Origin of the sequence: Longispora albida DSM 44784, assembly GCF_000379825.1 — a bacterium.
In the GTDB taxonomy this organism is placed as follows: Bacteria; Actinomycetota; Actinomycetes; order Mycobacteriales; family Micromonosporaceae; genus Longispora; species Longispora albida.
On the sequence record NZ_KB903833.1, the window covers coordinates 267,795 to 289,728 of the forward strand.

Here is a 21,934-nt window from a genome sequence, read left to right on the forward strand (position 1 = left end):
CGCTGCCCCACCCCCAGCGCGTGCTCATGGTTGAGCCCTGTGCGCCTCCATCGTAGGAGCGCAGGTCAGGGCCGCCCAAGAGCGAGTGGGCCGAATCTCCATGCCGACAGGTCAAAACCTGAAAAACTTGGTCAAACCCACGAAAGGGGTACCAGGTGAGGCTTCGGCTCGCGTTACTGACCGTCATGGCCCTCGGAGCGCTGCCGGGGACAGCGCTCGCACTCCCACCCACCGACCCCTTACCAGCCGTCGTCTCGCTCGGCGACAGCCTGGCCTCCGGCGAGGGCGCCGGTGACTACCTCGACGAGGGCCCGTGTCACCGGTCGCGCAACGCCCAGCTGGCCGTGGCAGGCCTGCCCGGCACCAGCTACCAGATCCTCGCGTGCTCCGGCGCGGAGACGAAGGAGGTGCTCGACACCGCGCAGGGGACGGAGCCGCCGCAGCTGGAGCAGTTGCGCGCGTTCGGCTCCGGGTACGAGATAAAGCTGGTTCTGATCACCGTGGGGGCCAACGACCTCGGGTTCACCGGGATCGTGGCCGACTGCGCGGTCACCTTCGCGACCTCGGACAAGAACTGCAAGGACGAGTGGGGGCCGAAGCTCGAACCGCTGCTCGCCGAGCTGACCCCGCGCCTCGTGAAGGTGGTTTCCGAGGTGAGGAAGGGCTGGCCAGGGGCACGTGTCGTGCTCCAGTCCTACCCGTCGCCGATCCCCGTGGAGAACCGGTTCAGCAGCAGGCTGGGCCGGGCACTGCACGGCTGCCCGTTCTCCGACGAGGACGCGGCCTGGGCGAGCGACACGTTCGTGCCCGCGCTGTCCGGCGCGATCCGGACGGCGGCCAGGGACACCGCCGTGGAGTTCCTGGACCTGACCCGGGCGATGGCTGGCCGTGAGGTGTGCGCGGCCGGAATCACCAAGGAACAGGAGTGGACCCACGGGATCAAGCTCAACCTCAAGGAGGACGGAACCCCCGAGGGCGTGATCTCGCGGGAGTCCCTGCACCCGAACAAGCTCGGCCACGCGGCCCTGGGCGCCTGCCTGGCCGGCTTCCACGCGCAACACGGCAACGGACTGTGCACAAGGGAGGGCGAGACCCTGAAGTTCCACCCCGTACCGTTCGAGTGATTCTGATCTTCGCTCTTGATCTCACGCGAGGTGGCCCGCTGAGCGGAAATCTGATCGCATAAACGAAAGCCCGTGTACTGGTTACACGGGCTTTCGTTTCGGGCAGCTCAGATTTTCGCTCAGCGGCACTACCCCCGAAGCATCTCCGCGACGAGGAATGCGAGTTCCAGGGACTGCTGGGTGTTGAGGCGGGGGTCGCAGGCCGTCTCGTAGCGGTCGGGCAGGTGGCGGTCCTCGATGGCCTGTGCGCCGCCCAGGCATTCGGTGACGTCCTCGCCGGTCAGCTCGACGTGGATGCCGCCCGGGTGCGTGCCCAGGCCCCTGTGTACCTCGAAGAAGCCGAGCACCTCGTCGACGACCCGGTCGAAGTGCCGGGTCTTGTACCCGTTCGAGGACTCGACAGTGTTGCCGTGCATCGGGTCGCACTGCCAGACGACCTTGTGGCCGGCCGCGGTGACCTTCTCGACGATCGCGGGCAGGGCGTCACGGACCTTGCCGTTGCCCATCCGCGTGATCATGGTGAGCCGGCCCGGGATGTTCTCCGGGTTCAGCTTCTCGCACAGTTCGATCGCCTCGTCCGGGGTGATCGCCGCGTCGATCTTCACGCCGAGCGGGTTGGCGATCCGGGACACGAAGTCCAGGTGCGCGCCGTCGAGCTGGCGGGTCCGGTTGCCGATCCAGAGGAAGTGACCGGACAGGCCGTAGGCCCTGCTGTCCGACACCCGGGTCAGCGCGCGGTCGTACTCCAGCGCGAGGGCCTCGTGCGAGCAGTACAGCGTGACGGTGCGCAGCGCCTCGTCGTCGCGGAGCCCGCACGCCTGCATGAACGCGAGCGCCCGGTCGATCTCCCGCGCGATGGCCTCGTACCGCTCGCCTGCCGCGGACTCTCTGACAAACGTCCGATTCCACGTGTGCACGGCGTGCAGGTCGGCGAGGCCGCCGCCCAGGTACGCGCGGAGCATGTTCATCGCGCTGGACGCGTTCGCGTACGCACGGATCATGCGCTGCGGGTCGTTGACCCTGGCGTCCTCGGTGGCCTCCAGCGAGTTGAGCATGTCGCCCCGGTAGGACGGCAGACCGAGGGAGTCCAGCGCCGCCGAGCGCGGCTTCGTGTACTGGCCGGCCACCCGGGCCACCTTGATCACCGGCAGGCTCGCGCCGTAGGTGAGCACGACGGCCATCTGGAGCAGCGTGCGGGCGTTGGCCAGCAGGTGGGCCTCGGTGTTGTCGGCGAAGGTCTCGGCGCAGTCACCGCCCTGGAGCAGGAACGCCTTGCCCTCGCAGGCCAGGGCGAGCCGCTGGCGGAGCTGGTCGACCTCGTAGGGCGCGACGATGGGCGGGACGGTGCTCAGGACGTCGGAGACCTGCTCGACGACGGAATAGTCCGGCCAGGGCGGCATCTGCTCCCGGGGCAGCTCACGCCATCGGTCGATGCCCAGCGACTCGGCCTCCGCCGTCTCGGCGGGGCGGGTGAGCTGCAAGCCTGGATTCCTGAACTGGTGCCATTCCTGTGCCACAGGACAACAGTAGTGCGGCCATCGTGATCTCACCGCGCCGAGGTGGGCGATCTCGCAGAACGGGAGAGTATGCGGCGCCCGTGACGGGAGTCGGCGAGGGAAGGGAGGGAACGACCTGGGCGGGGTTCGGTCGTTAAGGTCTCCGTGGGGGAGATCAATATGCCAGATGTGTCCGAATTTTCCTGGCACAGGACCATCGAGGACGTCGATTTCGAGGGCGTACCGGTGCCGGGGCTGCGCGGCGAGTTCTACCGCCGGCCGGCGGGCACGGGTACCGAGTCGGTCGGGGTGTACAGCTACGCGGGGGACGAGGTGTTCCTGGCGTGGGGGTTCGTGGGTGAGGCGCACTGCCGGTACGCGGCGCTGCGGCTGGCCGACGGGACATGGGACACCCGGCGGGGCTGCCCGAGGATCCGGGTACTGCTGGACGACGGCGTGGTGACCGGCCTGGCCCTGCGGACGCGGGACGGGGAACGTGTCCTCCGGCGGGAGCTTCAGGCGAGCTTGCGGGCGTAGAGCGCGACCGTGAAGGACCGGGGCGTCCAGAGCTGCTCCAGTGTGTACTGGGAGCGGAGCAGCGCCTCCTTCTCGGTACCGATCCCGGCCAGCGGGTCGGGGTGGGACTCGTAGCGGATGATCCACAGGCGCGGGGCGCCGCCCAGGCAGCCGGACAGGTCAGCTGGCGGGCACTCGGTCGCGAGGAAGTTCCCGGCTGTCCGCTGTGGTGTGAGCGCGAAGGCGTCGCGCGGCTGCCGGGCTCCGGGCACGTAGCGGGCCACCAGGTCGCGGGCCTCCCAGGGGACGACGGGCTCGTTCAGCGCGTAGGCGATCGCGTCGCCGGGGCGGCTGTGCGCGGCGATGACGGCCGCCGCGCCCCGGGTGTCGTGCTCGTGGCCGTCGGGAGCCCGGTACGAGACGCTCGGGTACATGCCGATGGCTCCGAGGGTGAGCAGGCCGAGGACGAGCGGGACCGTGCGGGCCCTGGCGAGGGCGAAGCCGGCCAGGAGCGCCAGGGCCGGGACGGTGAAGAGCAGGTACCGCCACCAGAAGAGATTCACGACCGGGGCACAGAGCAGCAGGATCAGCGGCGGGACCAGTGCCCAGGAGATGGCCAGTACGGAGACCCGGCGTTTCGAGATGGCCAGGATGGCGAGGGCCAGGAGGAAGCCCGCGACCGCCGCCCCGCCAGCGACGCGGTCAGGGAGCGTGATGACGGCGCGGAGCGTGGGGGGCGGTATCCAGCTCACCTGGGTCCGTTGCTGGGCCGAGAGCCAGGCGAGCGGGCCGGCGGCGAGGACGCCGGCTGTCGCCGCGACGGCCCAGCGCTGGACGGCGTGGCTGGAGCGGGCCCGGTACGTGACCACGATGGCGTGCGCTGGGATCAGGAGCAGCGCCACCATGTGCAACCAGCCGAGACCGGCGACCACGAACCCGTACAAGATTAATTTGAACCGCACGAGCAGGAGCGCGGCAGCCACGGCGAGCAGGATGACGATCGCGTAGACCCTGGCCTCCTGCGCGTAGCGGGACGTGATCGGCAGCAGGGCGAAGACCAGCCCGGCCGCGAGACCGGCCCGGTAGGACACCAGCCGGCGGCCGAGGACGGCGAGCAGCCCGGCGGCGGCGGTCATCGCGGCGAGCGACGGCAGGCGCAACGCGGTCTCGGACTCCCCCGCCACGCGCACCCACGCGCTCATCAGGAGGTAGTAGGCCAGGTTGGCGGCGTCGGCCTCGGTGAGCATCCGGAGCAGCTGGCCCGGCGGCATCCTGGCCGCGCCCCACGTGGCCAGCTCGTCGGCCCACAGCCCCGGCCGCCCGATCCGCCACAGGCCCAGCCCGGCGGTCAGCGCGGCGGGGGCGAGCCACACCCGGGCCAGGATCCCTCCCACACTTGGTCATTCTGCCCAGCATGTAGCGGCGGTCACACCGGTTCCGTAGCATCAGGTATGGTCCCGGGAGGAGTCACATCCGGCTAATCGGGCATTAGACGTCAATGCGGCTTAACGGGGCCTACCGGCGAGGGAAGTGAGCATGACCGACCTTGGCGGGGACCAGCAGGTCCAGGAGGAAGTCCTCGAAGGGCTCGCCGAGGCCGTCAACCATCGCAAGTGGTTCTCCTCCATGGCCTTTCCCTACCTCGGCGACGACCCGATCGAGATCGGCAGCGGCTTCGGCGACTACGCGCTGGAGTGGGCACCCCGGGTCCGCAGGTTCACCTGCACGGAGGCCGAGCCGCACCGGCTGGACGAGCTGCGCGCCCGGATGGCGGAGGAAGCCGCCAACGTCGAGGTCCGGCACATGCTGCTCCCGAGCGAGGAGACGGCCAGCCACACCGGGCTGGTCACCTACAACGTGCTGGAGCACATCGAGGACCACGTCGGCGCGCTGCGGAGCATGTCGCGGCTGGTCCTGCCGGGCTCGGCGCTGGTGATCGTGGTGCCGGCCTTCATGATCGCGATGAGCAGGGTGGACATCGCGACGGGGCACGTCCGGCGGTACACGAAGAAGACGATGCGGGAGGCGGTGCTGGCCGCCGGGCTGGAGATCGAGGTGCTGCGGTACGCGAACATCCTCGGCTTCTTCGGCTACTTCGTCTCGGCCAAGCTGCTCGGCCAGGCCCCCCGGCCGGGGCGGATCGTGCGGATCTACGACCGGTTCGTGCTGCCGGCCACCCGGTGGTGGGAGGGCATCTTCGGGGCGCCGTTCGGCCAGTCGGTCGTGTGCGTGGCCCGGACACCCGTCTCCTCGTAGCTGGCCATCACAAGGACGCTGCTGCCGGGTACTCGCTGGCTGCTACACCGTCCGGGCAGCGTCCCGTGACGACCAGGGCTGTACCCGGCCCTTCCCCAGCACCGGGCAGCGACCTGGTACGCACACCGGCCGGCGACCCCCGCCGGCCGGCAGTGTGTCCAGTTCACCGGCAGCCCGCGCGCTCGCCCCAGCCGGCGCGGGCTGGCGGGCTCACCGGGTCGCGGGCGTCCGCTCCGCCCGGCGGGAGGGCCGGGTGAAGTACAACGCCAGCCCTGTGAGCGTCAGCGCGCCGGCCATCGCCGCGCTGTGCAGCCAGGGATTGGGAATGGGCACGAAGGCCGCGATCGCGACCGGGATCTGGACCACCGAGACCAGGGCAACGAGCAGGGCCCGGCGCCGTCCGCCCCACAGGTACGCCGTCCACAGCGGTGCTGAGACCACCGCCAGCGTGACCACGTCCAGCAGGGAGTGCAGGAAGACGTTGTGCACCCGGTCGTGCGCGAAGGCCGACGCCGGAGCGGCGATCAGCAGGATCCCGATGGCGGTGCCCAGGGCCAGAAGTGCTCGCCGCATGGGTAGCCCCCTTTCGATTACTAGTTGTGATCACCCTAGGGCGTTTAGTAATCGATGGGAATACATGTAGGCGTGAGTGAATGCCTCACCAGTCTCACTTGCACCGTCCCAGGTGAACGGTCGTTACTCCGCAGTTTCGGCGATCTCCCGGGCGCGGTCCCGGGCAGCCTCCAGCGCCGCCAGCATCGCCGCACGGACCCCGTGGTTCTCCAGCTCGCGGATCGCGCTGATCGTCGTGCCGGCCGGCGAGGTCACCGCCTCGCGCAGCGTCACAGGATGGTCCCCCGAGTCGCGGAGCATGACGGCCGAGCCGATCGCGGTCTGCACGATCAGGTCACGCGCGACCTGCCGGGGCAGCCCGAGCAGGATGCCGGCGTCGATCATGGCCTCGACCAGGAAGTAGAAGTACGCCGGGCCCGAGCCGGACAGGGCCGTCACGGCGTCCTGCTGCGACTCCGGTACCCGGATGGTCCGGCCCAGCGGCTTGAACATCTCCTCGGTGAGTGCCAGGTGTTCCGCCGTGGCGTGCTCCCCGGCCGAGATCGCGGTCATCGCCTCGTCGACCAGGGCCGGGGTGTTGGTCATGACCCGCACGACCGGCGTACCGGCGGCGAGCCGCTTCGCGAAGAACGCGGTCGGCAGCCCGGCGCACAGCGAGACCACGAGCTTGCCTGGCGGTACGGTGAGCTCCTCCAGCAGCGCGCCGGCGTCCTGCGGCTTCACGGCGATCGCGATGACGCCGGCCTCGGCGATGGCGTCGTCGTTGGACAGGACCCGGATGCCGTACCTGGCGCGCAGTTCGGCGGCGCGCTCGGGACGGCGGGCGGTCGCGATCAGGCGCTCGGCCGGCCAGCCAGCCCGGACCAGCCCGGCGAGCAGCACTTCACCGATCTTCCCGGCCCCGATCACTGCGATGGTGCTCATGCCAGCCCGCCTTCACGTCAACGATGGCTTGTGCGTGAATTGTGCCGTATGCCCGGCCGGGGACCGTCCCCCGGCCGGGCACGGCGCACGGTTACCCGAAGAAGACCTCGGCCTCGTGGTACCGCTCGACCGGCACCGTCTTCAGCTCGCGGGTCGCCTCCGACAGCGGGACGCGGACGATGTCCGTGCCGCGCAGGGCGACCATCTTGCCGTAGTCGCCCTCGTGCACGGCGTCGATCGCGTGCAGGCCGAAGCGGGTGGCGAGCACCCGGTCGAACGCTGTCGGCGTACCACCGCGCTGGATGTGACCGAGGACGACCGCGCGGGCCTCCTTGCCGGTCCGCTTCTCGAGCTGGTCGGCGAGCCACTGGCCGATGCCGCCCAGCCGGACGTGGCCGAACGCGTCGAGCTGCCCGCTCTGCGTGATCAGGTCGCCGTCGGTGGGCATCGCGCCCTCGGAGACCACCACGATCGGGCTGTACCGGGTCTTGAACCGGCTCTCGATGTGCTCGACCACCTTGTCCAGGTCGAACTTCTGCTCGGGCAGGAGAATCACGTTCGCCCCGCCGGCCAGGCCGGAGTGCAGGGCGATCCAGCCCGCGTGCCGGCCCATGACCTCGACGACGACGGTGCGGTGGTGGCTCTCGGCCGTCGTGTGCAGCCGGTCGATCGCTTCCATCGCGATGTTCACGGCGGTGTCGAAGCCGAAGGTGAAGTCGGTGGCGCCGAGGTCGTTGTCGATCGTCTTCGGCACGCCGACCACCGGCACACCCAGCTCGGTGAGCTTGGCTGCGACGCCCAGCGTGTCCTCGCCGCCGATCGCGACCAGCGCGTCGATGCCGAGCGCCGCCAGGTTCTCCCTGATCCGCTCGACCCCGCCCTCGATCTTGAACGGGTTGGTCCTGGACGAGCCGAGGATGGTGCCGCCGCGCGGCAGGATGCCCCGGACCTCCTGGACGCCGAGCGGGCGGGTGTCGCCCTCCAGCGGGCCCCGCCAGCCGTCACGGAAGCCGACGAACTCGTGGCCGTACTCGGCGACGCCCTTGCGGACCACGCCCCGGATCACGGCGTTGAGCCCCGGGCAGTCGCCGCCACCAGTCAGTACACCGATTCGCATGTCTTGGATCCCTTCTGCGGATCACGCGGAATGCGAGCCACTGGGAGATCATCGGCGCCGTTGCCGGCCCCGGGCCGCTACGCATCCGACTCTAGTCGCCCTGCGTGATTGTGCGCACCCCGGCCCGGCGGCGAGCAAGCATGATCAACTGCCGGTGTGCCGCACCCCCTGGAGTACCTGCCATCTGGCCAGGTTGTGCCGGGCGTCGGCGAGCGCGTCGTGCTGGTCCGGCGGGGCCGAGGGCAGCTGCGGCCTGCCCAGGTCGTCCCAGCGCTGACGGAGCTCCTTGGTGAACCGGGGGATCACTCTCGGTAGCGCCGGCATCGCGCCCCACAGCTGGGCGAGGGCCACGTGGTCGTACGCGGCGAACCACGCCCACAGCTCCAGCTCGCCGCCGGAGCCGAGCGGCTCGGTCAGGAAGGCGAGCAGGTCCTCGCGGATCCGCTCCCGGCTGCGCCACGCCTTACTGGCCGGCGAGGGCAGCTTGTCGAGCACGTTACGCCGGACCCAGGGGACGGCCTTACTATCGTCGAACTCCGTGGAGACGGCGTAGAACTCACGGCCGGCCTCGTCGACGACGCCGATCGAGACCAGGTCGATCCTGGTACCGTCCTCAATGAATTCACAGTCGTAGAAATATCGGTAGATCACGGCAACCAGCGTACGCACCGGCCTGACCTGCGATTCCTCCCCCGGCTCCCGATTTGTGGCCAAGGTGGGTTGCTGTCTGGCCGATATGGGGGATGTACATAGCGCACCAACCATGCATGATCTGTGGTGTTGGTTGCACTGACTGCCGAAACCGGGGAGGAGTACTACCGTGGAGGTTCGCCTTCCGGATCCCACCGACGCGCTCACCGGCGTGGAGTTGTTCGCTGGGCTGGAGCCCGAGGCCCGGGAGCGGGTGCTGGCGGCAGCCGTGCCGCGCACGTACCGCAAGGGGCAGCTGCTGTTCGTCGAGAACGATCCCGGCGAGTCGCTCATCATCCTCAAGCGTGGCGCGGTCGCGGTGTTCCGCACGGCGCCGACCGGCGAGCGTGCCGTCCTCAATGTCGTCCGCCCGCCCGGCGTGCTGGGTGACGTGGCCCTGCTGGACGGCGCGGCCAGGTCAGCCTCCGCCGAGGCCATTGAGGACTGTGTGGCGCTGGCGCTGTCGCGCGGGGCGTTCCTGGAGCTGGTGCACGCCAACCCCCGGATCCTCGACCCGGTGCTGCGCTCGCTGGGCTCGCTGATCCGGCGGCTGACCGAGCAGAACGCCGACCACGTCTTCCTCGACCTGCCCGGCCGGGTGGCCAAGACCCTGGTCCGGCTGGCCGGCGACCAGCCGGCCGCGATGGTCACGATCGAGCTGAACCAGTCGCAGCTGGCCGAGATGGCCGGTGGTTCCCGGCAGAGCGTGAACCAGGCAATCGGTTCCTTCGCGAACCGGGGCTGGCTGCGGACCGAGGGCCGGCGGATCGTGCTGACCGACATCGTGGCGCTGCGCCGCCGGGCCGGAATGCCCGACCGCTAGGGCCCGCACTCGCGGTTACCGCGCCAATTCCAGATCCTTTTCAGATAGCGAAAAACCGCGGCCGATGACTTGTCTCGGCCGCGGTTCTGCTTCATCGAGCATTCCGGCGTACGCGGTGACGCGCCGCTTAGCTCGGGTGGTCCCAGCCCTGGGTGCGCGGGTCCTTAGTGGCCGGAGCCTGCACCGAGACACCGATACCCCCGGTGACCAGGCTGGCCCCGGTCATCTCGTCCACAGTGATCGTCGCGCCGGCCGGGTGCGTGACGCCCTGGCCGTCTGTCCAGTCCTGCGTGAGCCTGACCTGCATCGTCAGGTCCCTCCCCCTGTAAAGGCGAATAATGGTCGGGCCGACTGTAGCGAGGGGCCCGCCGGTGACGCATCGCACTGTCGGTATCCGAACAGCCCATACCCTCCCGGGCTGTGATCAGGCCATACTCGGCGTCGGGCAAGAACTGGGGGTAAGGGCCATTTCCAGCAGAGCGTGTCATCAGTGTGGCCGGGTGGCCGGGCCGGGCGACCGGTTCTGCGGCGGCTGCGGTACACAGCTGGCCCTGACCTGTGACCACTGTGGTGCCGGGATCCAGCCTGGCACAGCGTTCTGCACGAGCTGCGGTACGGCGCACGCCAAGCCGGGCACGACCCCCGAGCCCAGCCAGAGCTCCACTCAGGAGGACCGGCGGCGGGTCAGTGTCCTCTTCGTCGACCTGGTCGGCTTCACGCCGTACGCGGAGCAGACGGACCCCGAGCAGGTCCGCGCGATGCAGAACAGTTTCTTCGCGACCGCCCGCCGGGTCATCCGGCAGCACGGCGGCGTGGTGGAGAAGTACATCGGCGACGCGGTGATGGCGCTGTTCGGCGCGCCCGTGGCGACCGAGACCGACCCGCTGCGCTGCGTACGGGCCGGGCTGGAACTCCAGCGGGCACTGATCAGGCAGGCCCCGGACGCCGGGCTGCGCTTCCGGGTCGGTATCACGACCGGTGAGGCGCTGGTGGACACCGCTGCCGCCCGGGACGGCGGTCAGGGCATCGTGACCGGCGACGTGGTCAACACGGCTTCCCGGCTCCAGTCCGCCGCCCCGGCCGGCGGGGTGCTTGTGGACAGTACGACGTACCTGGCGACGCGGGAGGCCGTCCGGTACACGGAGCAGCCGCCGATGCTGCTGCGCGGCCGGTCCGCCCCGAAAGAGGTGTGGCTGGCCGAGGCACTGTTCCGGCGCCGCCCGCCGGAGGAGGCCGACAACACGCCGATGGTCGACCGGGAGCACGAGCTCGGGCTCCTGGTGAACGCGCTGCACCGCGCGGTACGCGACCGGGTGCCGCAGCTCGTGACGATCCTGGGCCGGGCTGGCATCGGCAAGTCCCGCCTGGTCCGCGAGCTGTACACGCACGCGGAGCGGATCGGGAGCCACGTGTGCTGGCGCACCGGGTACTGCCCGCCCTTCGGCGAGGACGTCACGTTCGCCGCGCTCGCCGACATCGTGAAGGCGCACGCCGGGGTGCTCGACACCGACAAGGCCGAGGAGGCGCGGGCCCGGCTCCGGCTGGCGCTGCGCGAGGTCGGCGCCGAGGAGAACGGCAGGCTCGCCGACGCTCTGGCCCCGCTGGTCGGGCTGTCCGGCTCTCAGCTGGCCGCTGAGGACGTGGGTTCGCTGTGGCGGCGGTACCTGGTGTCGATCTCGCAGCAGCGGCCGCTCGTGCTGGTCTTCGAGGACATCCACCTGGCCGACCCGGCGATGCTGCACTTCGTTGAGCTGCTGGCCGGGCGGGCCAAGGATCTTCCGCTGCTGGTGCTGTGCACGGCGCGGCCCGAGCTGCTGGAGTCCGAGCCGACCTGGGCCGGGGCTGTGGCCGGCTCGCTGACGATCTCGCTGCCGCCGCTGCGGGACACCGACATCGCCACGATGTACGCGCAGATGTTCGGCCAGGCTGTCTTCCCGCCGGAGATGCTGGCCCCGCTGGTCGAGTTCGCCGACGGGAACCCGCTGTACGCCCACGAGTACGCGCGGATGCTGATCGAGCAGGGCAGCCTGCGCGGTGCGCTGCACCAGGACGACGACCTGCCGATGCCCGACAACGTGCACGCGGTCATCGCCAACCGGATCGACCTGCTCGACCCGGCCGACCGGACGATCCTCCAGGCGGCTGCCGTCGTCGGTACCCAGTTCTGGCCCGGAGCCGTCGCGGCAGCCGTCGGCAGGCCTGCCGAGAGCATCGAGCGGGCCCTGCGGCGGCTGGAACAGCGCGACCTGGTCACCGAGCAGCCCGAGTCCACTATGGCCGGTCAGGCCGAGTACCGCTTCCGGCACGTCCTGGTCCGCGAGGTCTGCTACCAGCGGCTCCCCCGTACCGAGCGGATCGCCCGCCACGAGCGCACGGCGGCCTGGCTGACCGGGGTGTCGACCGGGCGGGCCGACGACCTGGCCGAGCCGATCGCGCGGCACCGCGTCGCGGCGTACGACATCGCTCTGTCCCTGGGTCTGGAAAGCCTGTCCTACGCGGCGACCGCACGATCGGCGCTGGCCGCGGCGGCGCGGCGGGCCTTCCGGCTCTACGCGCTGGACCGCGCCGCGACCCACGTCGAACGCGCGCTCCAGCTGTGCAGGGAGGACGAGCCGGACACGGTCTCTGGCCGGCTCCAGCTGGAGCTGCTGTCCACCGAGCTGTCCTTCTACCGCGACACGGACGCCTTCCTGGCCAGCGACGGCGCGAACCAGCTCACCATGCTCAGCGAACGGCTGGAGACCGCCGGCGACCTGCCGAGCGCCGCGCGGGCTGCCACGCTCTGCGGCTCGGTCGCGATGCGGTCGGCCGACCAGGGCGGCGCGCTGCGCTGGCTGGGTCTGGCCGTCGAGCGCTTCACCGACCTGCCCGACTCGGAGGAGAAGGCCACCGCGCACGCCGAGCTGGCCAGGGCACTGATGCTGAACCTCCAGCACGACCCGGCCGCCGAGCACTCCGAGGCGGCCCTGGAGATGTCGGAGCGGCTGGGCCTGGTCGAGGTCAGCGCCAACGCCATGATCACGATGGGCACCGCCCGGTACACGGGTGGCGACCCGACCGGCCTGGCCGACCTGGAGGACGCGCTCGCCTACTGCCGGGGGCACGAGCTGCCCAGCGCGCGGCGGGCGGCGTCCAACCTGGCCTGGGCGATGCGGGAGGAGGGCGACCTGCCCGGCTCTCGGACGCTCGACGAGCAGTACCTGCGCACCGATGTGGGCAGCGGGCACGGCCTGGTCACCAACTACGCCACCGAGGCGATGTGGGGGTTCTTCGCCGGCGACTGGCAGCGGATGCTGACCGCTTCCGACGCGTTCCTCGGCACGCCGAGCGGGCGGTGGGACGTCCAGCACCGGATGGTCCGCACGTGGGTACGCGGGCTGCGCGGCTTCGAGGAGGAGCCGGGTGAGGTCGCCGAGGCGATCGCGGCCGGCCGGGCCACCGGCTTCCACCGGGTGCTGTGGGGCGTCCTCGGGCACGCCGCGCTGTGCCGGGCGCTCCAGGGCAGGCTCGACGAGTCGGCCGAGCTGCTGACCGACCTGGTGGGCCACTGGCGGCCCTCTGGGGTGATCCCGTTCAAGGACTGGGTACCGGCTGCGAGCTTCGCCGCCGTCCTCACCGGCCCCGAGGCCGCCGGGCAGCTGCTCGAAGCCCTGACGGCCTTCCCCCGGCGTACCCCGTGGCTGGAGGCTTCGATCCAGGTGGCCACGGCCGGCGTCCGGCACGCGGACCCGGCGGTGGCCGGGGAGCACCTCAGCCTGGCCGCCACCCAGTACGAGAAGATCGGTGACCTGAGTGACCAGGCGGTGGCCGTCGCGCTCGGGGCCGCGTCCTACCAGGACGTCCAGCACCCGGCGGCCGGGCCGCTGCTGGCGGAGGCCAAGGCGTTCGCCGAGCGGAACTCCGCCCCGGGGCTGCTGAACCTGCGCCTCCCCGGGTGAGGAAGGGTCAGGCCGCCGCGGCGAGGGGCTCGGCCGGTGGCTGGGCGTCCTGGTTCTTCAGCTTGGCCGCGTAGACGTCCACGTACTCCTGGCCGGACAGTTCCATGAGCTCGTACATGATCTCGTCGGTGATGGACCGCTCGACGAACCGGTCGAAGGCGTTGCCCTCGTACCGGGAGAAGTCCAGCGGCTTGCCGATCTTGATGTGCACGCGGACGAACCGTGGCCAGATCTTCCCGGGCGGCTGCACGATGTGCGTGTTGACCATCGCGCACGGCACGACCGGCGCCCCGGTCTCCAGGGCGAGCCGGGCCACGCCGGTCTTGCCCTTGTAGAGCCGGCCGTCGGGCGAGCGGGTGCCCTCGGGGTAGATGCCGAACAGCTCGCCGGAGTTCAGGATGCGGGCACCGGTGGCCAGGGCTCCCGCCGCCGCCGAGCCGCCGACCCGGTCGAGCGGGATCTGCCCGGTACCGCCGAAGAAGGCCCGGCTGATCCAGCCCTTGATGCCCTTGCCGGTGAAGTACTCGGCCTTGGCCACGAAGGTGATCCGCCGCTTCACCACCAGCGGCAGGAAGATCGAGTCGGAGAACGACAGGTGATTGCTCGCCATGATCGCGGCACCCTCGGCTGGCACGTTCTCCAGCCCCTCGACCTTGGGGCGGAACAACAGCCACAGCCAGGGGCCGATAAAGATGTGCTTGAGCACCCAGTAGAGCAAGCCATCCTCCATGCGATCTGTGTTCCCTCCCCATTCAACCGTATGAACCCCCGCCCGGTGGTACGTCCTCGGCCCGAAACATGTCACGATGGGGTCGAGCGGCGGGCCTCTCCCGCCCTCGGACATCCCGAAGGCCCCGCAACACCGCGAACACCCACGTACCACCGCCAAGCCCCGCGCACCACCACGAACCACCAAGCCCTGCGCACCACCCGGGCTTGAGCACCAGTGCCAGACCAGCGGAGACCCCGCGCAGACCGTGAAGATCGCCTGAAGACCGGAGGTAACGGGTGAACCGCGACGCCGAGCGGGCCGAGCCGGACCCGGACGACGTAGACGCCCAGTTCGCCCGGATCGTGGCTGGCTACCACCGGGACGCCCCGCCTCGTCCGGACATCGAGCTCGGCCTGGCCACCGCCGGCGAGGACCCGGTGGAGGAGCCGGGCGAAGCGCCCCGGGCCGTGCCCAAGGCCGGCGGCGGTGACTTCACCACGCTCACCGACCTGACCGCGCACTCCGGCCTCGGCGCCGCCGACCCGCGCGGTCCCGGGCCGGACGAGCCGGGCCTGCTGGAGGGGCTGGACACGTTCGGCTCTGGCCTGCCGGACGATCCGGCCGACGACGAGGGTTACACCCCGCCGCCGCCTCCCCCGCTGCCGAGTCTCGCGAAGTACACGGTCGCCGCGATCGTGTCCATCCTCGCCGGTTTCGTGCTGCTGCTCTGGCCGGAGCTGCTGCCAATCGACCAGCAGGTGACGATGCTGGCCGGGTTCGCCGGGCTGGTCGGCGGCGTGGTCACCCTCGTGTACCGGCTGCGCAGCGGCGAGGACGACGACCCCTCCGACGACGGCGCCCGGGTCTGATCACAGGTTCAGGGAGTCCAGCCAGTCGAGGATGCCTTCGAGCGGGTAGAGCCAGCCGGGTTCGCGGAGGCGGCGGGCGTCCCCGAGCAGCGTCGGTGACACTCCATAGTGTTCGCTCGCCCTGGTGAGCGCCCGGCCGGAGGTGCCGGCCACGAGGACCGGTACGCGGCCGGTGACCGGCTCGGCCGGAAGGCTGCCGGGCGGTTCGATGAGGGCTGCGGCGCGCGCCGGGTACCGGGTGAGCGCCGCCGCCACCCACCGCGCGCCGGGCCCGTGCCCGATCAGGACGGCCTGCCGGGGCAGGGACGCCGCCACCTGCACGATGTCGTGGGCCTGTTCCCGGGTGCCGGTGAAGCGGCCGGGGCGCGGGGTCACCGCGTGGCAGGAGTAGCCGCGCTCGGCCGCCCGGTCGAGCCAGTGCTCGGCGAAGAAGCCCGCCGGGCGGCCGGCCAGCACGATCGGCGGGCACTTGCTCTCGGCCGCGAGGGAGGAGCGGACCTCGCGGGGCGCGGGCCGGACGGGTGCGTACCAGTCGCGCTGCCTCACGACTCGGATCATGCCGGCGTCCCCATTTCCTTCAGGAGCTTCTCCAGCCCGCGCAGGTACGTCAGGTGCGACACCTCGAACCAGTGGCGTTCGGAGGCGCTGACCTTGGCCTTCGTCCAGCGCCACGCCGAGCGGCCGGCGGCTCCGGCCCAGATCGCGGCTGCGCGCTCGGGGTCGGCGGTACGGAGGGTCAGCCAGCGGGCGATGGCCTGGGTCTGCCAGTGGACCAGCGGGAACTGGCCGGAGTCCGGCTGGATGAGGCCCGCGATGGCCAGCGTCGGGTAGCTGGCGGCGAACATGTGCAGCCAGAGCTGCGGCGGGTTCGCGCCGAGCAGGTCCGGTGCGAGGAACTCGAAGCGCGGCGCGTACCCGGTCGCGAGGATGACCAGGTCGGGCTCCGCTACCGTGCCGTCGTCGAACTCGACGGTGCGGCTGCCGAACCTGGCCACGTCGCCGACCGGCTTGATCGCGCCGTGGCCGACGTAGTAGACGAGCTGGCTGTTGACGATCGGGTGGCTCTCGTACACCTTGTGGTCTGGTTTTCTCATCCCGAAGCGGGTGAGGTCACCGACGGTGAGCCGCAGGGTGCGGTGGAAGAGCCACTGCCGCAGCCGCAGCGGGAGACCCAGCGCGAGCACCCGGTCGTTGACCTGGTCGGCTGGCTTGCCGAAGACGTACTTCGGCGCGTACCAGTAGCCGCGCCGGGTGGAGTGCCAGCACGCCGCGGCCTGCTGGGCGGCCTCAACCGCGATGTCGCAGCCGGTGTTGCCAGCCCCGATCACGAGTACACGCTTGCCACGCAGTGAGGCGGAGTCCTGATAGGACGACGCGTGCATCACCTTGCCCCTGAATTCCTCGATCCCGGGGAAGGACGGCACGCGCGGATGCCAGTTGTGCCCGTTGGCCACGACGACGGCCGCGTAGCTCAGCGTCCGTTCCGATCCGCCGTGGGCTGGGCGGACCGTCACCTTCCACCGATCGTTCTCGATCGGCTCGACGGAGGTGACCTCCGTGCCGAACCAGACGTGCTCGCGCAGTCCGAAATGGTCGGTGTACCGCTCGAAGTAGGACAGCAGCGCGGAATGGTGCGGATAGTCCGGCCAGTCGTCCGGCATCGGGAAGTCCGGGAACTCCGTCAGCGGCTTCGACGAGATCAGATGCGTGCTCGCGTACACCGGGCTCCGGTCGTGCCGGAAGTTCCAGCCACCGCCGATCCCGGTCTCGCGTTCGTAGCAGTCCACGGCGAAGCCGTGTTCCCGCAGATTCTTCACAGCGGCCAGGCCGCTGGACCCGGCGCCGATCACACAGACCGCACCACCACGATCGTCCACCGGCACAGTGTGCCGTCACCGACCGTCGTTGGCAATAAAAGATCCTTTATCCGGTACCGGAAAGAGCGCTCACTCCCCGTCGATCTCGGCGAGCAGCGCGGCGATCTGGGCCGCGTACTCCGGGTCCGGCGCCAGCGCCCGGGCCTGCCCGGCCAGCAGCAGATGTTCCCGTGCCTCGGCTGGCCGGCCGAGCCGCAGGTGAGCCTCCCCGATGTACTGGAGATCCAGCGCCTCCCGGCCGGAGTCGCCGACCTGACGGCGGATCGGCAGCGCCGCGCCGAACCAGCCGAGCGCCGCCTCGAAGTCGCCTTCCTGGCGGCTGATCTCGCCCAGGGTGTGCAGGACGGAGCCCTCCCGGCGAGTCTGCCCCGACTCGCGGGCCATGACCAGCGCACGCTCCAGATAGCCCCTGGCCGCCGGGATGTCCTCGCGGCGCTGGGCGATGATGGCGAGGATCTCCAGCGCGTACGCCGATCCCGGGCCGTTGCCTTCCTGTTCGTACGTGCGCATCGCGTCTTCCAGGTGCGCCGAGGCCTGTTCGAGGTCGCCGGTCGCCAGATGCGCCAGGCCCAGGCTGGACTGCGCGACGGCCAGTGCCTCGTTGCCGCTGGCCTTGCGGATCTCGATCGCCCGCTCGAAAGGCCCGACAGCCTCGGCGAACCGGTGGCTTTCCAGCAGGAACTGGCCCCGGGTGAAGTGGGCAGCCGCCTCGGAGAGGGTGCCGCGAGCGCCGTCGATGGCCAGGGCGCGATCCAGCTCGTCCCAGACCAGGTCCCGCCTGCCGGTCAGGCCACGAGCCATCGCCAGGTGCACGCGCAGGTCCACTTCCAGTGCCGCCAGGCCCAGGCGGCTGGCCTCGGCCACGGCGATCTCGTACAGGTCGACGGAGCCCGCGTGGTATCCGCGCCCGACGAACAGTTCCTTCAGCCGGACCGCGATCTCGGCCGCCCGGCTCGTACCGTCCGCTGTGACCGGTTGCCGGGCGGCCAGCTCGACCACCGGCAGCAGGTTGAACCGCTCGCCGTCCAGGAAGTCCAGCGCGCCTGGCTTGTCGGGGGCGAACGGCAGAGCCGGCGGCTGGTACGCGGCCGGCGGGTCCGGCCGGGGTACCTTCAGCACGTTGATCAGGCAGTCGGCCTGGTGCGCCGTGACCAGGTACCAGTCGAGCAGCCTGCTCACCGCCGCCTCGCGCCCGGCTTCCGTCTCCTCGGCGGCGACCCGTTCCACCGCGTACTCCTGGAGCAGGTCATGCAGCTGGTACCGGCCGGGCTGGTACTCCGTGACCAGGTGCGCTGCGGCCAGCCTGCCCAGCGAGCGCTCGGCCAGGTGCGGCTCGGTACCGGCCAGCGCCGCGGCGGACTCCGCGGTGCAGTCCGGGCCGGGCAGCAGGCCCAGCAGCCGGAACAGCCGGGCGTCCTCGGGGGCAAGCCGCTGGCAGGACTGGCCGAACACCGCCCGGACCGAAGCCTCGACATCCCCGCCGACCTCCAGCCCGGCCAGCCTGCCCGCCCGCAGTCCGGCCGCCTGCTCCGCCAGGGTGAGCTCCGGCCGGTCGGCCAGGATCTCGCCCAGGATGCGCAGCGCCAGCGGCAGGTACCCGCACAGCCCGGCCAGTTCGGCTGCGGCTGCGGGTTCGGCCTGCACCCGCCCGGCTCCGATGATCACGGCGAGCAGCGCGAGGGCCTCGGCCTCGCTCATCGCCTCCAGGGTGATCCGGCGGGCACCGTCCCTGGCGACCAGCCCGGCCAGCCGGTCCCTGCTGGTGATCAGGGCGAGGCTGCCGCCTGCCGGTGGCAGCAGCGGGCGTACCTGGCCCGGCTCGCAGGCGTTGTCGAGGATGACCAGCACCCGGCGGGCGGCGAGCGTCTTCTGGTAGACAGCCGTGGCCTCCGCCAGCTCCACCGGAATCTCCCGTGGGGCCAGCCCGAGACTGCGGAGCAGGCGGCCGATCGCCTCGGCCGGGCGCAGCGGCATGCTGGCGCCGTACCCGTGCAGGTTCACGTAGAGCTGGCCGTCGGGGAAACGGGCCGCCACCTGCCGGGCCCAGTGCACGGCCAGCGCGGTCTTCCCCACCCCGCCGACGCCGGCGATGGCCGTGATCACGGCGGCACTCGCGCCGGGTACCCCGTGGTCGGGCAGCAGGCTGTCGAGCAGGTCCAGCTGCTCTGCCCGGCCGGTGAAGCCCGGGATGTCGCCGGGCAGCTGCATCGGCCCGGACGGCGCTGGCTCACGGAGCCCGGCCTCCAGCGCGGCGAACTCCTGCCCGGGGTCGAGCCCCACCTCCTCGGCCAGCCTGGCCCGGAACCGGCCGGCCAGCGTGAGGGCCTCCGCCCGGCGGCCAGCCTGGGCCAGAGCCTGGACGAGCTGGTAGTGCAGCGGCTCCCGGATCGGGTGGGCAGCTGCCAGCTCCGACAGCTCCGGTACCAGCCGCCCGGCCTGCCCGGCCTCGGCTTCCAGCGCGGCCAGCCGCTCCCAGGCCGAGACCCGGTGCTCCTCCAGGACCGGCCGGACGGACGCGGTGTACGGCGCGTCGACGTCGGCCAGCGCCGGACCACGCCACAGGCCCAGCGCCTCGCGGATCCGGCCGGCGTCCCGGCTGTTCAGCACCGCGGTGAACTGGGCGAGGTCCAGCGCGGGCGGATCGATCGTGTACCCGCCGCCCCGCCTGCCGAGCACGGAACGGTGCTCGCCGAGCGCCTCCCGCAGCTTCGACATGGCGACCTGTACCTGGCCGCGAGCCGAGGACGGCGCCTCCTCGCCCCACAGCGCGTCGATCAGCTCCGCGGCTGTCACCGGCTGCGGCGCGCGCAGCAGCAGGAAGGCCAGCACCGCACGCAGCCGTGGCGGCAGGTCAGCGCCGCTCGGCATCTCCACCGGGCCCAGGACCCTGAACATCTCCGCCACCGCGACAGGCTAACCGCCAGCCGGGAAATGTCGTACTCGCGTTTTAGCCTGGCCCCCATGACTCCAGTACTGAACGCGATCGGGCTGGTCGCGGCCGACGTCGAGGCCACCGCGGCCTTCTACGAGCTGCTCGGCCTGAGTTTCGCCGATCCCGGTGACCCGCACCGTGAGGCCGTCCTGCCGGGCGGTGTCCGGCTGATGCTGGACGCCGAGTCCACGATCCGGTCGCTCTACCCGGGCTGGGAGCGCCCGTCGGGCGGGCACCGGGCGGCGCTGGCCTTCCAGTGCGGCAGCCCGGCCGAGGTGGACGCGAAGGTCGCGGAGCTGGCCACAGCGGGATACACGGTGCTCAGTGAGCCCTGGGACGCCTTCTGGGGCCAGCGGTATGCTGCGGTGCTCGACCCGGATGGCTCCTGCGTCGACCTGTATGCCCCGCTCACCGCTCCGGGAGACTGACCTCGGCGTAGACCGGGAAGTGGTCGCTGGCCAGCGCGGTGTCCGGGGTGGTGACCACCTGGTAGCCGCTGACCGCGCACTCCGGGTCGATCAGGAGCCCGTCGATCCGGCGGCGCGGGTTGCCCACGCTGTAGGTGTGCGCCTGCTCCGCCGCGCCCGGGTCGATCCGGCCGTCGGCGAGGGTCCGCCACGCCGAGCCGCCGTCGGTCTCGTTGAAGTCCGCGCCGAAGAGCAGCGGGCCGCCGTTGAGTTCGCTGAGGGCCGCGGCGAGGAGCACGGCCTGGCTCGGCCGTTCCGCGTCGTCGGTCGACAGGTGGGTGCCAGCCGCCACGAAGGGCCTGCCGCCCACCGAGCACCGGGCGAAGGCCGCGCCGCGCATGTGCCTGCCGGGGGTGAGCGGGAAGCGCATGCCCCAGGCCTCGTGCACGCTGACCCGCAGGCTGACCAGGATCAGGTTGCCCAGGCCGGGGAGGCCGCCGGAGGCGTAGTAGAGGCCGGTGCCCCGGGCGAGTTCCGCGCAGTGGTGCCGCCAGCGGAAGCGCCGCGCGGCCTCCTGGACGAAGAGCACATCCGGGTTGAGCGCGCGGACGACCCTGGCCAGTGCCGCCTGGTCGTCGCGGCGCGAGTGGATGTTGTAGGAGACCACGCGGAGCGTCGTCATGCACCAGCCTCTGTGTCTACAGTGCCCTGTCCTGCCTGATGATGGTGGAACGAACATCCATAGTGGATGGAGGTCAGCGGGTGCGGGCCAGGTCGGCAGCGCCCACGAGACCGGCCTGGTTGCCCAGCCTGGCCAGCCGGATGTCGGCCACTGGCAGCTTGCCCCGCTGCGCGAGCCGCTCGGCGTAGGCGCGCCGGGCCGGGTCGAGGAGCAGCTCGCCGGCCTCGCTGACCCCGCCGCCGACCACGATCACGTCCGGGTCGAGGATCTGCACCGCGTCCGCCATGCCGTAGCCGAGCCACCGGCCGGCCTCGGCGAAGGCCGCCCTGGCCGCAGGGTCGCCGTCCTGCGCTGCCCGGGTCACGGCCGGTCCGTCCAGTTTGGACGGATCACCGGCGACCCTGGCGAGCAGGTCCTGCGACGCGCGGGCGTAGCGGACCAGCGCGGTCCCCGAGGTGTACTGCTCCAGGCAGCCCCGGGCACCGCAGCCGCACGGGTGGCCGTCCTCGACGGCGAGCGTGTGGCCGAACTCGGCGGCGATGCCGTGGGCGCCCCGGACGAGGTGGCCGTCGAGGATGATGCCGCCGCCGATGCCGGTACCGACGGTGAGCAGCACGAGGGACCGCGCGCCCTGCCCGGCGCCGAAGCGGTACTCGGCCCAGGCCGCGGCGTTGGCGTCGTTGTCGACGAAGACCGGCAGGGTGACCTGGGCGGCGATCGAGTCCCGGAGCGGCTCGCGCCGCCAGGCCAGGTTCGGCGCGTAGAGCACTGTGGAGCGCCCGGCGTCGATCCAGCCGGCCGCGCCGATCCCGGCCGCCTCGCAGTCGTGCGCCGCCGCCAGTTCCGTGATGACCTCGACGATCAGGTCACGGGTGCGGGCCACGTCGTCGGCCGGGGTGTCCCGGCGGGCTTCCGCGATGACCTTCCCTGCGTCGTCGACGACTCCGGCCAGCACCTTCGTGCCGCCGATGTCCACGCCGATGGCCAGTCCCAATGTG

General features: G+C 71.3%; 20 protein-coding genes. 7 read left to right on the forward strand and 13 right to left on the reverse strand.

The genetic code is table 11. The features are described 5' to 3' along the window. Positions 1 to 155: 155 nt before the first annotated feature. The gene (locus A3G1_RS0118925) at positions 156 to 1,124 is read left to right on the forward strand and encodes an SGNH/GDSL hydrolase family protein (protein ID WP_157641226.1); all 969 of its coding nucleotides are present in this window, start codon (positions 156 to 158) and stop codon (positions 1,122 to 1,124) included. A 128-nt stretch (positions 1,125 to 1,252) separates the two neighbouring features. On the opposite strand, the gene A3G1_RS0118930 is transcribed toward A3G1_RS0118925, so the two are convergent. After that, complete coding sequence (locus A3G1_RS0118930; RefSeq protein ID WP_026212283.1) at positions 1,253 to 2,641, reverse strand: class II 3-deoxy-7-phosphoheptulonate synthase; 1,389 nt, start codon at positions 2,639 to 2,641, stop codon at positions 1,253 to 1,255. Between the two features lie 168 nt (positions 2,642 to 2,809). Here A3G1_RS0118930 and A3G1_RS0118935 point away from each other — a divergent pair, with 168 nt between their 5' ends. Continuing rightward, positions 2,810 to 3,157, forward strand: a complete 348-nt coding sequence (locus A3G1_RS0118935) for a hypothetical protein (RefSeq protein ID WP_018351051.1) — start codon at positions 2,810 to 2,812, stop codon at positions 3,155 to 3,157. Here the strand turns inward: A3G1_RS0118935 and A3G1_RS0118940 are convergent. Beyond that, complete coding sequence (locus A3G1_RS0118940; RefSeq protein WP_018351052.1) at positions 3,136 to 4,530, reverse strand: glycosyltransferase family 39 protein; 1,395 nt, start codon at positions 4,528 to 4,530, stop codon at positions 3,136 to 3,138. The two genes, A3G1_RS0118935 and A3G1_RS0118940, sit on opposite strands and share 22 nt — an antisense overlap. 142 nt (positions 4,531 to 4,672) lie before the next feature. Between A3G1_RS0118940 and A3G1_RS0118945 the strand changes: the two genes are divergently transcribed. After that, positions 4,673 to 5,392 (forward strand): class I SAM-dependent methyltransferase, encoded by a 720-nt coding sequence (locus A3G1_RS0118945; RefSeq protein WP_018351053.1) that lies wholly within the window; start codon positions 4,673 to 4,675, stop codon positions 5,390 to 5,392. A gap of 210 nt (positions 5,393 to 5,602) precedes the next feature. Here the strand turns inward: A3G1_RS0118945 and A3G1_RS0118950 are convergent, their stop codons facing one another. From A3G1_RS0118950 to A3G1_RS0118965, 4 genes are all read right to left on the reverse strand, one after another. Then, the gene (locus tag A3G1_RS0118950) at positions 5,603 to 5,965 is read right to left on the reverse strand and encodes a hypothetical protein (protein ID WP_018351054.1); all 363 of its coding nucleotides are present in this window, start codon (positions 5,963 to 5,965) and stop codon (positions 5,603 to 5,605) included. A 123-nt stretch (positions 5,966 to 6,088) separates the two neighbouring features. Then, positions 6,089 to 6,889: a pyrroline-5-carboxylate reductase gene (proC, locus tag A3G1_RS0118955; protein ID WP_018351055.1), complete on the reverse strand. Its 801-nt coding sequence runs from the start codon at positions 6,887 to 6,889 to the stop codon at positions 6,089 to 6,091. A gap of 91 nt (positions 6,890 to 6,980) precedes the next feature. Next, a complete protein-coding gene (locus A3G1_RS0118960; protein WP_018351056.1) occupies positions 6,981 to 8,006 on the reverse strand; it encodes a 6-phosphofructokinase in 1,026 nt (341 codons plus the stop codon). A gap of 144 nt (positions 8,007 to 8,150) precedes the next feature. Then, positions 8,151 to 8,657, reverse strand: a complete 507-nt coding sequence (locus A3G1_RS0118965; protein WP_026212284.1) for a polyadenylate-specific 3'-exoribonuclease AS — start codon at positions 8,655 to 8,657, stop codon at positions 8,151 to 8,153. 169 nt (positions 8,658 to 8,826) lie between these two features. On the opposite strand from A3G1_RS0118965, the gene A3G1_RS0118970 reads away from it, so the two are divergent. Next, positions 8,827 to 9,519: a Crp/Fnr family transcriptional regulator gene (locus A3G1_RS0118970; protein ID WP_018351058.1), complete on the forward strand. Its 693-nt coding sequence runs from the start codon at positions 8,827 to 8,829 to the stop codon at positions 9,517 to 9,519. Between the two features lie 127 nt (positions 9,520 to 9,646). Here the strand turns inward: A3G1_RS0118970 and A3G1_RS35580 are convergent, their stop codons facing one another. Then, positions 9,647 to 9,826, reverse strand: a complete 180-nt coding sequence (locus A3G1_RS35580) for a hypothetical protein (protein WP_083936993.1) — start codon at positions 9,824 to 9,826, stop codon at positions 9,647 to 9,649. Positions 9,827 to 9,890: 64 nt separating this feature from the next. On the opposite strand from A3G1_RS35580, the gene A3G1_RS0118980 reads away from it, so the two are divergent. Continuing rightward, on the forward strand, positions 9,891 to 13,457 hold the full coding sequence (locus A3G1_RS0118980) for an adenylate/guanylate cyclase domain-containing protein (protein ID WP_425411395.1): 3,567 nt from the start codon (positions 9,891 to 9,893) through the stop codon (positions 13,455 to 13,457). Positions 13,458 to 13,464: 7 nt separating this feature from the next. Here A3G1_RS0118980 and A3G1_RS0118985 read toward each other — a convergent pair whose 3' ends face one another. Next, positions 13,465 to 14,187: a lysophospholipid acyltransferase family protein gene (locus A3G1_RS0118985; RefSeq protein WP_018351060.1), complete on the reverse strand. Its 723-nt coding sequence runs from the start codon at positions 14,185 to 14,187 to the stop codon at positions 13,465 to 13,467. Positions 14,188 to 14,465: 278 nt separating this feature from the next. Between A3G1_RS0118985 and A3G1_RS35585 the strand changes: the two genes are divergently transcribed. Continuing rightward, positions 14,466 to 15,038, forward strand: coding sequence for a hypothetical protein (locus A3G1_RS35585; protein WP_018351061.1), 573 nt, complete (start codon positions 14,466 to 14,468; stop codon positions 15,036 to 15,038). Here the strand turns inward: A3G1_RS35585 and A3G1_RS38740 are convergent, their stop codons facing one another. From A3G1_RS38740 to A3G1_RS0119005, 3 genes are all read right to left on the reverse strand, one after another. Further along, on the reverse strand, positions 15,039 to 15,596 hold the full coding sequence (locus A3G1_RS38740) for an alpha/beta fold hydrolase (protein WP_018351062.1): 558 nt from the start codon (positions 15,594 to 15,596) through the stop codon (positions 15,039 to 15,041). Then, complete coding sequence (locus A3G1_RS0119000; RefSeq protein ID WP_018351063.1) at positions 15,593 to 16,921, reverse strand: NAD(P)-binding domain-containing protein; 1,329 nt, start codon at positions 16,919 to 16,921, stop codon at positions 15,593 to 15,595. The genes A3G1_RS38740 and A3G1_RS0119000 overlap by 4 nt, the downstream gene beginning before the upstream one ends. 63 nt (positions 16,922 to 16,984) lie before the next feature. Then, the gene (locus tag A3G1_RS0119005) at positions 16,985 to 19,810 is read right to left on the reverse strand and encodes an AfsR/SARP family transcriptional regulator (RefSeq protein WP_245563539.1); all 2,826 of its coding nucleotides are present in this window, start codon (positions 19,808 to 19,810) and stop codon (positions 16,985 to 16,987) included. A gap of 66 nt (positions 19,811 to 19,876) precedes the next feature. Between A3G1_RS0119005 and A3G1_RS0119010 the strand changes: the two genes are divergently transcribed. Next, positions 19,877 to 20,275 (forward strand): VOC family protein, encoded by a 399-nt coding sequence (locus A3G1_RS0119010; protein WP_018351065.1) that lies wholly within the window; start codon positions 19,877 to 19,879, stop codon positions 20,273 to 20,275. On the opposite strand, the gene A3G1_RS0119015 is transcribed toward A3G1_RS0119010, so the two are convergent. Beyond that, the gene (locus A3G1_RS0119015) at positions 20,256 to 20,936 is read right to left on the reverse strand and encodes an endonuclease/exonuclease/phosphatase family protein (RefSeq protein ID WP_018351066.1); all 681 of its coding nucleotides are present in this window, start codon (positions 20,934 to 20,936) and stop codon (positions 20,256 to 20,258) included. The two genes, A3G1_RS0119010 and A3G1_RS0119015, sit on opposite strands and share 20 nt — an antisense overlap. Positions 20,937 to 21,009: 73 nt before the next feature. Next, positions 21,010 to 21,930 (reverse strand): ROK family glucokinase, encoded by a 921-nt coding sequence (locus A3G1_RS0119020; RefSeq protein ID WP_018351067.1) that lies wholly within the window; start codon positions 21,928 to 21,930, stop codon positions 21,010 to 21,012. Positions 21,931 to 21,934 lie beyond the last annotated feature (4 nt).